The organism is Aminobacter anthyllidis, assembly GCF_018555685.1.
Taxonomy (GTDB): Bacteria; Pseudomonadota; Alphaproteobacteria; order Rhizobiales; family Rhizobiaceae; genus Aminobacter; species Aminobacter anthyllidis.
This window is the reverse complement of sequence record NZ_JAFLWW010000007.1, coordinates 197,727-210,166: the sequence shown is the minus strand read 5'-3', so window position 1 is coordinate 210,166 and position 12,440 is coordinate 197,727. Positions and strand designations below refer to the sequence as shown.

8 protein-coding genes, 3 pseudogenes and 1 other annotated feature are annotated in these 12,440 nt (G+C 58.6%); of the genes and pseudogenes, 5 read left to right on the top strand and 6 right to left on the bottom strand.

What is annotated here, in order from left to right; all coding sequences use genetic code 11:
- Window positions 1-75: 75 nt before the first annotated feature.
- The 3 genes and pseudogenes from J1C56_RS23895 to J1C56_RS23885 form a co-directional block, all read right to left on the bottom strand.
- Window positions 76-1,026: pseudogene (locus J1C56_RS23895) on the bottom strand (IS3 family transposase).
- Window positions 677-793 (bottom strand) — a sequence feature (AL1L pseudoknot). (Overlaps the previous pseudogene by 117 nt.)
- A gap of 15 nt (window positions 1,027-1,041) precedes the next feature.
- Entirely contained in the window at window positions 1,042-2,007 is a 966-nt protein-coding gene (locus J1C56_RS23890; protein ID WP_214392498.1) for an IS481 family transposase, read from the bottom strand.
- A 237-nt stretch (window positions 2,008-2,244) separates the two neighbouring features.
- Window positions 2,245-3,528: an ATP-grasp domain-containing protein gene (locus J1C56_RS23885; protein WP_214392497.1), complete on the bottom strand. Its 1,284-nt coding sequence runs from the start codon at window positions 3,526-3,528 to the stop codon at window positions 2,245-2,247.
- Window positions 3,529-3,663: 135 nt separating this feature from the next.
- On the opposite strand from J1C56_RS23885, the pseudogene J1C56_RS33740 reads away from it, so the two are divergent.
- Window positions 3,664-4,113, top strand: a pseudogene (locus tag J1C56_RS33740) (helix-turn-helix domain-containing protein); the annotation flags it as partial.
- Here the strand turns inward: J1C56_RS33740 and J1C56_RS33040 are convergent.
- Window positions 4,081-4,329: pseudogene (locus J1C56_RS33040) on the bottom strand (IS110 family transposase); the annotation flags it as partial. The pseudogenes J1C56_RS33740 and J1C56_RS33040 sit on opposite strands and share 33 nt — an antisense overlap.
- 178 nt (window positions 4,330-4,507) lie before the next feature.
- On the opposite strand from J1C56_RS33040, the gene J1C56_RS23875 reads away from it, so the two are divergent.
- Together J1C56_RS23875 and J1C56_RS23870 are read left to right on the top strand one after the other, a co-directional pair.
- A complete protein-coding gene (locus J1C56_RS23875) occupies window positions 4,508-5,548 on the top strand; it encodes an IS110 family RNA-guided transposase (protein WP_214392495.1) in 1,041 nt (346 codons plus the stop codon).
- A gap of 616 nt (window positions 5,549-6,164) precedes the next feature.
- A complete protein-coding gene (locus J1C56_RS23870) occupies window positions 6,165-6,503 on the top strand; it encodes a hypothetical protein (protein ID WP_214392494.1) in 339 nt (112 codons plus the stop codon).
- A 3-nt stretch (window positions 6,504-6,506) separates the two neighbouring features.
- On the opposite strand, the gene J1C56_RS23865 is transcribed toward J1C56_RS23870, so the two are convergent.
- Window positions 6,507-7,226, bottom strand: coding sequence for a GntR family transcriptional regulator (locus tag J1C56_RS23865; protein WP_214392493.1), 720 nt, complete (start codon window positions 7,224-7,226; stop codon window positions 6,507-6,509).
- A 304-nt stretch (window positions 7,227-7,530) separates the two neighbouring features.
- On the bottom strand, window positions 7,531-8,805 hold the full coding sequence (locus J1C56_RS23860) for a pyridoxal phosphate-dependent decarboxylase family protein (protein WP_214392492.1): 1,275 nt from the start codon (window positions 8,803-8,805) through the stop codon (window positions 7,531-7,533).
- Window positions 8,806-9,067: 262 nt separating this feature from the next.
- Here J1C56_RS23860 and J1C56_RS23855 point away from each other — a divergent pair, with 262 nt between their 5' ends.
- Together J1C56_RS23855 and J1C56_RS23850 are read left to right on the top strand one after the other, a co-directional pair.
- Window positions 9,068-10,843 carry a M81 family metallopeptidase gene (locus J1C56_RS23855; protein ID WP_214392491.1) on the top strand — a complete coding sequence of 592 codons (1,776 nt, stop codon included), beginning with the start codon at window positions 9,068-9,070 and terminating at the stop codon, window positions 10,841-10,843.
- Entirely contained in the window at window positions 10,840-12,210 is a 1,371-nt protein-coding gene (locus tag J1C56_RS23850; protein WP_214392490.1) for an amidase, read from the top strand. The genes J1C56_RS23855 and J1C56_RS23850 overlap by 4 nt, the downstream gene beginning before the upstream one ends.
- Window positions 12,211-12,440: the final 230 nt, after the last annotated feature.

Below are 12,440 nucleotides of genomic sequence, written 5' to 3'. Positions count from 1 at the left end.
GAATAAGAATTCCCAATCTCCGGCGACGTCACGAATTGAACCGCGCCGGGTTGATCGGAGGCCGTTTCGTTTGAGTCACGCGGCCATGGCTGGTTCTTCCAGCATGGCATAGTAGCGTTCCTCGGCTTCGGCCGCCGGGATGTTGCCGATGGGCTCCAGCAGGCCGGCGATTGTTGAACCAGTCGACCCATTCCAACGTCGCGAACTCGACGGCCTCGAACGAGCGCCATGTGGTCCGCGTCGATGGATCACCTCGGCCTTGTAGAGGCCGTTGATCGTTTCGGCGAGAGCATTGTCGTAGCTATCGCCGACACTGCCCACCGAAGGCTCGACGCCGGCCTCCGCCAAGCGCTCAGTGTGAGACCCACAGCATGTTCGGCGCCGAGGCATGGAACTGGCGATTGACGTGATCGAGAGGGCATGGTGCCGCCTTGTCGCTCACCGTGGTGCGGATCGGCTTGCCGCGGATGATGCCTTCGGGCCCATGGCTTTCATCAGGCGGGCAACTGTGCAGCGGGCGACATCGAAGCCCTCGCGTTGCAACTGCCGCCAGACCTTGCGAACGCCGTAGACGCGGAAATTAGCCTCGAACACGCGTCGGGCCTCATCCTTCAAAGCCTCATCCCGCTTCACCCGAGCCGACAGCCGCGCTTGGCGACATGGTCGTGTAGGTCGACGGAGCGATCGGCAGCACCTTGCAGATCGGCTCGACCCCATGCGCCCCTCGGTGATCGTCGATGAACGCGATCATGGCTTGAACCGGCGGTCGAGCTCCGCCTGGGCAAAATACGCGGAAGCCTTGCGAAGGATCTCGTTGGCCTGGCGAAGCTCGCGGTTCTCGCGTGCCAAGGCCTTGAGTTTCGTCGCCAAATCCGTAGGCACACCGGCTCGCACGCCACTGTCGCGCTCGGCCTTCTTCACCCACTCATGCAGCGTCTGCGCCGTGCAGCCGATCTTGGCGGCGATCGACGACACCGCCGCCCACCGCGAGGCATGCTCGCCTTCGTGATCCAGAACCAGCCGCACCGCACGGGCTCGGACCTAGGTGTTCAGTCCCGAGGTCAAGTGGACCGGATCGATGCGGAAGCGATCTGGCTGTTTGGCCCATGCCGTGCAGATAGCTTCGTAAAGTGTAAGGCCATGAAGGGTCTTGAGCCGCCTGGCGAAGTTGTATCCATCGAGGAAGGCGGCAAGGTGATTTTCAAGTTGCCGGTGGGTCTCATAGTGATATCGCCGGACGGTTGCCTCCTTCAGCGTTCGGTTCATCCGTTCGACTTGGCCGTTGGTCCATGGGTGGTTGGGCTTGGTGAGACGGTGATCGATGCCATGCCTCCAGCAGGTCCGGTCGAAGGGGTGGCCGCGCCAGCGCGCGGTCGGGCCATGCCGGTTCTTGGGCAGGTCGGCGAACTGGATGCCGTTGTCGGTGAGCACGGTGTGGATTTTGTAGGGGACGGCTTCGACCAATTCGTCGAGGAAAGCTCTGGCGGTGACTGTGGTCGCCTTCTGCATCAGCCGAGCGAAAGCGAACTTCGAGGTCCGATCCACTGCCACGAATAGGTAGAGCTTACCCTCCTCGGTTCGGACCTCGGCGATGTCGATGTGGAAATAGCCGATTGGGTAGCGCTTGAAGGGCTGTTTGGCTGGCTTGTCGCCAGCGACCTCGGGCAGGCGGCTGATACCGTGGCGCTGAAAGCAACGATGCAAGGACGACCGCGTCAGGTGCGGGACCGTCGCCTGCAGTGCATAGAGACAGTCATCCAGAGGCAGCAGCGTATGCTTGCGGAAGGCGACTATCGCCGCTTCCTCCTCGGCAGTCAGAACGGTGGAGCGTACGGTCTTCGGGCCCATTGGCGCATCATGGACGAAGGTCCGCTTGCGCCACTTGGCGACAGTTTTCCGATTTAGACCGTGCTGCGTGGCGAGTTCTTTGAGCGGAGCTTTCGATCGCTGTATCGCTGCTCGGATGGCGTGCGTGGTCGTGGCGCTGCCGTGGAGTATCTCTCCCATAGCTGATCCCTGAATGAAGGGGCAGCTTGACTGATTCCCCTACACTCTGGGACCAGACACCTAGGGAGAGAACTTGTTGGTCGTCTTGCTTGTCGTGGCTCCACCTTCTCAGCAGTTGGAGCCTCCGATCAACCCGGCGCGGTTCAACTGCCAACGGACCTACTGGTTGATGTTGTCAAGGCTTACATCAAAACTACCCGTTCCTCTCCTGCTATCAATACCAATGCTTGACCACGATCACTTCTTACCCGGCCCCTGCTCTGGTGTGGGTGTAGGGGCCGCAGATCGTTCCTTGCCACCGGTCGGAATCGGTTTGATAGACCAGTCGACTAAGTCAACAGCTCGCTGAAGTATCGCCTCTGTCTGAGCAACGTTGGGTGAAGCGGCCATGACCTGCCCGATGCAATCTGAGTCTTCGCCTTTGCTAGTTAACGGCGTCTTGGGTCCAACATACAATTTGATCTCGGTAACACCTGATACGGCCGCCGCCCGACTTGTGTCGATCCATTCGAGGATGCCATCGCAATCGGGGCGTAGGAACCGCGCGGCCGCAGTGTGCGAATGCCTTCTGCGCAAATCGCATTTCTTACCTGTCACAAGCTTGATGTGCTCCGTGATGAGATCAACACCGCAAGCCAACTGAATCAGTTGGGGATCAGGAGCGCCGGCAAGACGCGGATTTACTTCGATGACTACCGGACCTCGCTTTGTCCACCTGAATTCAATGCACGTTGGTCCCCAACCAAGGCCGAGGGCTCGCAAACAACTCAGAGAAACATCTGCGATGCGTCTATACTCATAATCAGTCAGCGGGGCCGGAAATGTCATGCCACTAAAGAGGAAATGGGGTAGAGGGCCAAAGTAACCTGCGGTAATCCCAATGATCTCTGCTTCCATGATCTCAGCGATATAATGCGGGCCTTGCGCGAATTGTTCGATCAGTATCCTCGGTGAACACCTCCATGCGTAATCTCCGCACAATAAATGTTTCGTATGTTCGGCCACCTCATCGCGATTGCGGCACAATCTAACGCCTCTGCTCCCGGCGCCCATTACTGGCTTGAGAACCACCGGCAAGCCGACCTTTGCGGCAGAGTTTTCAACCTCCTCCAGGTTTCCCCCAACGCCATAAGCAGGCATTGGAACACCGGCCTCCGCTAGGTATTGACGTTGAGCGAATTTGTCGCAGCATCGTTCAATGGATTCAGGCTTCGGCCCCGGTAGCTCGAAATTTCGGCAGAGCTTGCCAACTGTCGCAGACAACGGCTCATTTTTGAATGCAAAGCCAGTAATGCCAGCAAGGTCATAGGTCGCACGCAGGCGGGAACATTCGTCGATGAGCGCATCGACATTGTCTGTGTCGACACGGATTGTCTCAGCGCTTTCCGCTGCAAGATAGTCGTACCGAGTTGGATCAGTCGACAGGGTGATTGGGTGAAGACCAAGACGCTGGGCCGCTTGGATGTAGAGCGGACCGTTACCCGGATGACCTTCGACCAGAATCAGCGCTTTTCTTGCCATGGATTTTTGACTCGGAAGTTGCGTGCGGTGCGGTCCAAGTCGGCATCAGTTTTTTAAGCCGCGCAAACCTCGGACGTTGGGTGAACGTACCATTGTCGGCGGTTTGCGGTCGCAAAGGTTCTGTGAAATTTTGTGATGAGCAGTCGAAACCGGCGATCGGAACGGTCTGGACGGGTGCCATTCCCTTCACCAGGACGGCCGCCTTTGGCGGGCGCGATGAACAGATTAGATTCTGGCGGGCGATCGAAGCGGGGCCGAGCAGCGAAGATGCTGCGCTCGAACCCGGAGTGTCACAGCCTGCAGGAACCAGATGGTTCCGAAAGGCGGGCGGTATGCCATCAGCGACGTTCAGATCCTCGGCGAAGCCGCTCTCCGGGCGATACCTGTCATTGATGGAGCGCGAGAGATCGCACTTCTCATGGTATAGGGCCATTCGATGCAGGAGATTGGGCGCCGCTCGGTCGCTCCCCCTTGACAATCTCCCATGAACTGCGGCGCAACGCGGCCACTCACAGCGGCGGGTTGGAGTATCGGGCGACGACTGCCCCGGTGGCTGCATTCATGGCCGAGCGATCGGATCAGCCGATAGAGACCGTAGCCGGTCGGGCCGGCCTCATAGCAAAAATATACTCGATGGAACTTGGCGGCGATCCGCTGGACAACGCGGCGCATGCTCGTATCCGAGGCATCGACCTCGCCGAAGAAGCGAACCTCTCCCTCCCGGCCCGCGTCCGCAATCGCGATGGCGTTCCTGAGCTTCGCGACATCAATTCCGACAAATGCTTCCCTATAATCTGACACGGCTCGTCCTCCTGTGATGAGGATCGGCTCGGACCGCCCGAGATGGGGTATTCGGCTTGAGCCTCAGCTTCGGGCGACTATGGCATGGTGGATAAGCTTGAAGATGCTGCGCTTCGAGGCTGAGGTTAAACGTGGTCTGCATGCCCGCAGCCACAAGCATCTCAGGGAGAAGCGCAGCATGACACATTATGCAGGATTGGATGTCTCCGTGAAAGAGACCGCAATTTGCATTGTCGACGAAACAGGCAAGATCTGCCAGGAGATGAAGGTGCCGAGCCATCCCGAGGATCTTGTGCGGGTGCTCTCGGATCCTGCCTGGACCTTTGAGCGGATCGGCCTCGAGGCCGGACCGCTGTCGCAATGGCTGTTCAGCGGCCTGGCCGAAGCCGGCCTACCCGTGATCTGCATCGAGACCCGCCACACCAAGGCGTTCCTGGAGGCGCAGCCGAACAAATCCGACCGCATTGATGCCCGTGGCATTGCCCAGATGATGCGGGTCAACCTGTTCCGCCCGGTCCATGTCAAGACGCTGACAAGCCAGAAGCGGCGGGCACTGCTGACGGCGCGCAAGCTCTTGCAGGACAAGGCGATCGCCATCCAGAACGACATCCGCGGGCTATTGCGCAACTTCGGCCTCAAGGTCGGCATGGTCGGCGCCGTCAAATTCGAACACCGTATCCGCGAGATCACCGAAGGCATGCCCGACCTGGCCGAGATCGTCGAGCCGCTGCTCGATGCTCGCCGCAAGTTGCGCGAGAATTTTGCCGCGCTTCACCGCAAGCTTCTGGCGATCGTCCGGGATAACGAGGTCTGCCGGCGGCTGACGACGATACCGGGCGTCGGTCCGGTGGTGGCGCTGGCCTATACCGCGACCATCGACATTCCGGCCCGCTTCCGCAACTCCGAGGCGGTCGGACCGATCTTGGGGCTGACGCCGGTGCTCCATGAGTCGGGCGAACGCCGCCGCATCGGCCGGATCTTCTGCTGCGGTGATGGCATGATGCGAACGCTGCTTTACGAAGCCGCGCAGACCCTGCTGACGCGCGCGACGAAATGGTCGTGGCTGAGGGCGTGGGCGATGAATGTCGCCAGGCGACGCGGCCGACAGAAGGCCATTGTCGCATTGGCCCGTCGGCTGGCGGTAATCATGCATCGCATGTGGCGCGACGGCACAGAGTTCCGCTGGACACGACAAGACATCATACCGAGGGCCGCCTGATCGTTCGCCGACCATTGCAGCCTGCCGCCCGTGCGCATGGGCCCGTCAAGGGCAAGTCGCTGCGAGATGGCCCGTGGCCCTTGACGACCTACCTGCGCGCGGGCGGCCAGCGCAAAGAAGGTCGGGACGAGGAGATGGTCGCCAGCAGTCGAACGCGGAGATGAAACATGATCGCAGAGCGAGCGTGACAAGGATCACCCCATAAGATTCCACCTGCCGGTGGAAAAGGGGCGTCCTTCGCGGGACGATGAATGAGGTGAGTTCGCGAGGGTTGCAGTACCGGTCGCATCACAACGATCAGGACGCTTCCGAGATTGTTCCACCTCATTCTCCTGAACCCCCATTAAGGGCAGGGCCAAAGCGCCGATCCCGGAGAGAAGCAAGACCCCGCGAAAGATGCGCAACGCCGGCGAAGCGGAAGGCTCGAAAAGCGCTTGACTTCAACACGCCGAATAGAGAAGCAACACTCGGACGCACAGTGTAGGGCGAGCCACCTCACCGACAGAGGCGGACATATGGTCTCTTCAGCCAGTTCACAGGGAGGCCAGAAGGCTCAGGCCTAATTCCTCTTTTGGCCGATCGCTTCCGGATCAATTCACGCTCTTTGGATGGAGGCATGCCGGCGCCACAGCGTGCCCGCCGGCGAGGTAAAGTCAGTATCCAAGGTGTTCCAAAGCTCCAGCGTTTTGCAGCGGAACATCATCCAAACCTTGTAAGCAAACACATCGGGACGGTGACCCTGGTCGGACCTGCTCAGGTGCTGGCCGCGCAACAGCGCACTGCCTACAAAGCACCCCTATGCTGGGGAGAAGACACTACGGCTGTGCTCTTAAAGGTGCTTAGCTATTCATCGGCGGCGGTTGATCGATTGATCAACGACGGCGTGTTCAGCGAACCGATAAGGAATAATTGCGAACTCCAAAATCCCGCCAACATGCCGGCAGCCCCCGCCTGACGATCAGCCAACGAGCTGCTGCGAAAGCAGGCCATTATCAAGAATATAGTCCGCCGCCCCTTTCAAATCGGCACGGACTGACACCCTCACCCACAGCGGGTCCCTAGCAACAAGAGCCCTTAGGATTTCTTTATGCCGATCGTTGCCACGCCATCCCGTTGTCTCGGAGTGCAGCAGATTGAAGTATGGCCCGACCTGGAGCCAAAGCGACTCGATTACGTTCATTAGCGCCGATGAGTCCGAGATCGAGTAAATCGTGAAGTGAAAATCCTTGTTCAGTTTGAGGTATTCCTGAACGTTGGCGACGTTGTGCGGCAAGCTTGCAACCTCGCACATTTGCACATGAAGCGACCTAAGACGCTCCAGAATCTCATTGGTGAGGAACGGAACGCTTGCCTCGGCGGCTGCCGATTCAATGAGAACTTTGGCCTTGGTGAGGTCTCTGTACCTATCTTCCGATAGTGTCGGCACACTCACGCGCCGATTCGGAAGCAGCTCCAGGGCGCCGGTCGCGACGAGGCGGTTGACGGCTTCTCGTACCGGCATCGTGCTGGTGCCCATTGCTGTCGCGATCGCCCTCAGCGGGACCCGCTGACCGGGAGCAAAGCGCCCACTCATCAACTCCTCTCGCAAGGAGGCGTAAACTTGGTCCGGAAGCGAGAGCTTACTTACCGTCCCCATACCCTCGAAGGGTGTGAGCACGGATTGAGATCGCGCGTTCATTTAATCCGTTCCTTCGAGTCGCGTTTGCAATTCGCTAGATCGATTCAATAGCGTTGTGATCACAGTCCTACAAGCTGCGTGCAGATGGTTGGCTCGAACAGATGGACTTGCGAACAGCTGGCTTCGCACATACTGGCTGCCATACCCCCACCTGCGGTCGATGTTCACAGCCCGCCGCCGATCAAGTATGACAGTATTGTTCCCGTGCTCTACGGATCGCAATCGGTCCGCAGAGCACGGCGCCTTGGGAGGCCTGGTTTAACTCTTCTGGACTTCACGCAGTCGACCTGCCCATACGCGACGATCAATAAGAATGCTCATCGTATTTGGCTGACAGCCTGCGGCTCGTCACGAAATTGACAGCTGCTGAAACTTCCGAAAGATAGTCGTCTACGACGGGCAGGTGAGCCGGGTTAACGCCCTGATGAATCCCCAGTGGTTCGCGCATGCGGCCACGGAACCACCCTCTCTTTTCGAGGCGATCGGCAACGGCCATGATGTCTATGGCCGGATCAGTGGCGACAAAGGTGACGAGATTTGCTTCACCTGTTGGTTCAAGGCAGACCAACCCCGGTATCTTGTTGATGCCTTGAACCAAACGCATTGTTGCATCCATAGTCTCTCGAGTTGCTTGTAAATAGCCTTCCTCGCCGAGATATTGCATCACAGCCCAAGCTGCGGCGATGGCTCCGCCTGGCTTTGTACCCATGAAGGTCGGCGTAACGTATGTTCCGCGCGGCCAGTCGCTGAACTCAAAGCGTTCGTACTTTTGCACTTGAGCGTCTCGATAGAGGACTAGGCTCGCGCCTTTCGCCCCATAACCAAACTTGTGAATGTCTGCTGACAAGCTGGTAACCCCCGGCACATTAAAATCCCATTCGGGAATTGGATAGCCGAGCTTCTTTGCAAAAGGCGAAATGAACCCGCCCCAGCACGCGTCGACATGGAGCCAGAGCTGACGCTTCTGAGCCAGCCGGCCCATATCAGCGATCGGATCAAAAACGCCGTACGGATAACAGGGGGCGGACCCATAGAGCATTATTGTATGTTCGTCTATTGCCTGCTCCAGCGCCGCGAGGTCGCCACGTCGCTCGGCGTCGAGGTCAACCCGTTTCACCGTGACATCGAGTATCTCGGCAACCTTGCTTAGGCAAGGATGAGCTGTAAGCGGTGTGACGACGTTGTAGTAGCCAAATTTTTCCTCCCGCATCGCGCGCGCCTGATCTCGGGCGGTTTTGACCGCCTGAAAAACGCTCTCGGTGCCGCCAGAGGTGAAAGATGCCCCCGACCCGTCCGGTGCGTTGAATAGCTCCAGCCCGATCGCAAAGATGTCGTCGATCATGCGCGATAGGCTCGGAAAAGCCCTTCCGGCGCCCAGTCCGTTCTCGGACATGAATTCACAGTAGGCCTCCTTTTGAACCCTCAGAGTTTCGTCATTGAAAAAGTAGGTATAGGACGGCACGCGCCCTTCCCGCCATTTGAAGTCACCGCCCTTCAATTCCTCGAGCTCAACGCGCAGCGTGGACCACTCGATGCCCTTTTTAGGCAACCCGCGCCGCTTGTGCTCAATGTTCGACATTCCATTCCTCGCAAATGATCTCGGATGACTAAACCCAATTAGTATAATGTGATCACTTTTTTGGCAACACAATTTGCTTTTTCAGTCGATCCGTCGCCGGACCTGAAATTTGGCTGGAAACCGTCGCATTCCGAGGACTTTAACAGGCTGGCCCACCGATTGCCGTAGCGTTTTCGTTGACATTCGGCCATAGAGCCCTTGCAACCGTCGAAACCATGTGATCACATTCTGAAAGTGAGGCTGCGCAAGTGGTTTCGGGTGAATGCCACAGCTGCTGAGTGCGAGCGCATTCGAGGATTTGAATGGCATCTTTCCCACCGTTTACGACGCAAACGTGGATTACAATACAAGAGCCCCAGGATCAGAAGGCACACCCATGAAGGTTCTCTGCGCCCAACTTCAGCATGAGACGAACACGTTCAACCGTCGCCCAACCACACTCGATCACTTCGCGAAATCGGGAATCCTGCGGGACGATGAGATCGCTAAGACGTTTCGTGGAACACGTACGGATTGGGGTTGCCTGTTCGAGAAGGCCGACGATTTTGGTTGGAGCCTGATCACGACGATTCACGCAAACGCTGTCCCCTCAGGTGTGGTGACGGACCAAACCTTTGAACAGCTTTGCGCGCCGATCCTGGAAGCCGCTGAGAGCGGGAAGCCAGACGCTGCGTTGTTGATGCTGCACGGCTCAATGGTAGCGGCTTCCTTCGATGATTGCGAAGGGGAATTGCTTAACCGCTTACGGGCTTTGTTGCCTGAAGGTGCACCGATCGTGGTGACGCTCGACCCACATGGCAATGTGTCACAAGCGATGACCGCCGCGGCAAGCGCGTTGACCGCCTATCGAACGACACCACACGTCGACCAGTACGAGACGACGCAGAGAGCTTGCGAGCTTTTGAAGGAGATCAGCGAAAAGCGCCTGCGCACTCGGATCGTCCTGGCACAGCCACCCACAATTGACGGGCTGGATCGCGGGCGCACGATCTCCGGATTTGGTCCGATGGTGGATATATTGCGCATGGCTAGTGCGGCCATGGAGCACGAGGCCGGAATCCTGACGATCAGCATCCAGGCTGGTTTCGTCTTTTCTGACATTGAGAATGCCGGACCAAGCGTCGCGGTAACCGGCCTAGCCGAGGCGTCCGGCCTTGAATTGGTCGCCCAGCGACTGTCAGGTTTCATCTGGGCGACGCGTGCGACAAAGACGATCGCCATGTTATCGATAGACGAGACAATCGCGGCGCTGAGGGCGGATCAAAACGGGCGCGCGCCGTTGCTGATTGGCGACTACACTGACAATCCGGGTGGCGGTGCAGCTGGCGATGGCACCGCGCTTCTAAAGGCGATGATCGATGCGGACATTCGCAACGTTGCCTTCTTTTCCATCGCGGACCCGATTGCTGTTCAGACTTGCTGGCAGGCGGGGGGTGGGGCCAAAGTTGAACTTCAACTTGGCGGTCGAGCCAATCCCGATCTTGGTGGCGGCCCAATCGGTATCCACTGCACAGTCAAAGCACTTTCTGACGGCCGCTATGTCCGCAAAGGCCCTTACTTCAACGGCGTCGAAGCAAACCTTGGACCAAGCGCGCTCGTCGACGTCAATGGGATCAAAGTCATTGTCTGCACCTATGCAAATCAGACAGAAGAGCGGGAGCAGTTTCGCATCTTCGGCATTGAGCCGGAGGCGTTCGATTATCTTGCCTGCAAGGCGATGAACCACTTTCGCGCCGATCTCGGCCCCATTTCTCGTGGTCTGATCTATGTCGACTCAGGGGGAATCTGCACACCGCACCTGTCGCGCCTTCCATACCAGCGCGTCAGGCGTCCGGTCTGGCCTCTTGATGAAGCTGCCAGCGTCAGCGGATCAGGCGAACTAGGGCACGTTGCACGGCACACAGCCACGAAAACGACTTCGCCATTGGACTTGCCTGGCAATGTTGCTGAACTTGCAGTGCGTATCCGACGCCGCATACCATATTCTGTCGGTCCACTGTATCTTCCGGCCAGCTCCAAGAGCGACGTCAAACAATGACCGATTTCCTGCCGCGAACCATCGCCGAGGCGGCGCAGGCGATACGTGATGGCTCGTGTTCGCCGCTAGAGCTGACACAGATTTTCCTTCAGCGCATCCGTTCGCTGGACGATGGCATCAACTCCTTTGTACTTGTCGATGAGGCCGGGGCTGTTGATGCGGCGAGGCGATTGACGGATGAGGCGCGAAACGGCGCCCTGCGGGGACCCCTTCACGGTATCCCGCTTGCGATCAAGGACATCATCGATGTGGCCGGCATGGCGACAACAGCGAACTCGCACGTCACGTCTCGAAAGCCCGCCGAGCACGACGCGCCGGTCGTCAGACAACTTCGCGAGACTGGCGCCGTCATTCTGGGCAAGGTGGTCACGCATGAATTCGCCTATGCCGGTCCTCCGGCCGATCTTCCCTATGGAGCGGCTCGCAATCCGTGGGACACGCGTCGCGACACCGGGGGCTCGAGCAGCGGCTCTGCGGCGGCCGTTGCTGCCGGGTTATGTCTTGGCGCACTTGGCACCGACACCGGCGGTTCGATCCGCAATCCGGTATCGTATTGCGGCGGGGTCGGCATCAAGCCGACCTGGGGCCTCGTCGACACATCTGGAATAATACCACTTGCGTTTAGCCTTGATCACTGCGGACCGATCGCCAGCACCGTGGCCGATTGTGCCATAATGCTGAATGCAATGGCGAACCCAGACCGAGGTGCGGACAAGGACTTCAGCTCTGCACTTGGCCAGCCAGCCAGGAACTGTCGCATCGGAGTCCTTCGCTCATTCTATGACTATGAAGGGGGCGCCAGTGACGAAATGCGTGCAGCTCTTGATGCAGCGGCGGAGACGTTCCGCTATCTCGGATGCACCACAGTGGACATTCAGTTGCCCGACATCAGAGACTTTGTCGCATGCGGCCGGATCATTGTGCTCAGCGAAGCTTATGCTCTCCACTTTGAGGATCTGGAAGCGACGCCTCGGCGATTTGGGCGCTGGACACGTGACAGGATTATGGCCGGACGCTTGCTTTCGGCAAAGGACTACATCCAGGCGCAGCGCGTGCGACACGGGCTGCGAGCGGCCGTTGAGAATGCGTTCGCGCAATGCGATGTCATTTTGACAGCCTCGGCCCTCGGCCAGGCCCCGCTACTCGAAGAAGACGGCAATGACGCCTATTGGCAGACGCGCTATCCCACGATTGCGTTCAACCTGACGGGGCATCCGGCGCTTGCCATGACATGCGGCTTTTCTGGCGATGGCCTGCCGCTCGGCATGCAGATTGTCGGCAGGCTGGGAGCCGAGCCTTTTCTCTTCGGGATTGCGCAGGCTTATGAGACGGCCACCGCGTGGCCAAATCGTGCTCCGATGACATGACACAGAGTCGTAAGAAATGTTCGCTGAGAGATCGTCTGGCGCATCCTCATGTGCCGGCCTGCCGAATTTTCCTATCGTCCGATGCGCTGAGCAGCTTTGCGACATAACCAGCCGCCTCTCCTCGACGCACTCCATGCATGTGGCCAAGGAACGAGAAATGTCATGAACCCGCTGGTCGATCATTCTAAATCCGTCGTCACGTTCAAGAAAGCTCTGACGCAATGCCAGGG

What these genes read in the sequence shown, in the direction of transcription:
- J1C56_RS23890 (WP_214392498.1), bottom strand. Translation starts at nt 2,007, where the DNA reads ATGGGAGAGATACTCCACGGCAGCGCCACGACCACGCACGCCATCCGA.
- J1C56_RS23885 (WP_214392497.1), bottom strand. Translation starts at nt 3,528, where the DNA reads ATGGCAAGAAAAGCGCTGATTCTGGTCGAAGGTCATCCGGGTAACGGT.
- J1C56_RS23875 (WP_214392495.1), top strand. Translation starts at nt 4,508, where the DNA reads ATGACACATTATGCAGGATTGGATGTCTCCGTGAAAGAGACCGCAATT.
- J1C56_RS23870 (WP_214392494.1), top strand. Translation starts at nt 6,165, where the DNA reads ATGCCGGCGCCACAGCGTGCCCGCCGGCGAGGTAAAGTCAGTATCCAA.
- J1C56_RS23865 (WP_214392493.1), bottom strand. Translation starts at nt 7,226, where the DNA reads ATGAACGCGCGATCTCAATCCGTGCTCACACCCTTCGAGGGTATGGGG.
- J1C56_RS23860 (WP_214392492.1), bottom strand. Translation starts at nt 8,805, where the DNA reads ATGTCGAACATTGAGCACAAGCGGCGCGGGTTGCCTAAAAAGGGCATC.
- J1C56_RS23855 (WP_214392491.1), top strand. Translation starts at nt 9,068, where the DNA reads ATGCCACAGCTGCTGAGTGCGAGCGCATTCGAGGATTTGAATGGCATC.
- J1C56_RS23850 (WP_214392490.1), top strand. Translation starts at nt 10,840, where the DNA reads ATGACCGATTTCCTGCCGCGAACCATCGCCGAGGCGGCGCAGGCGATA.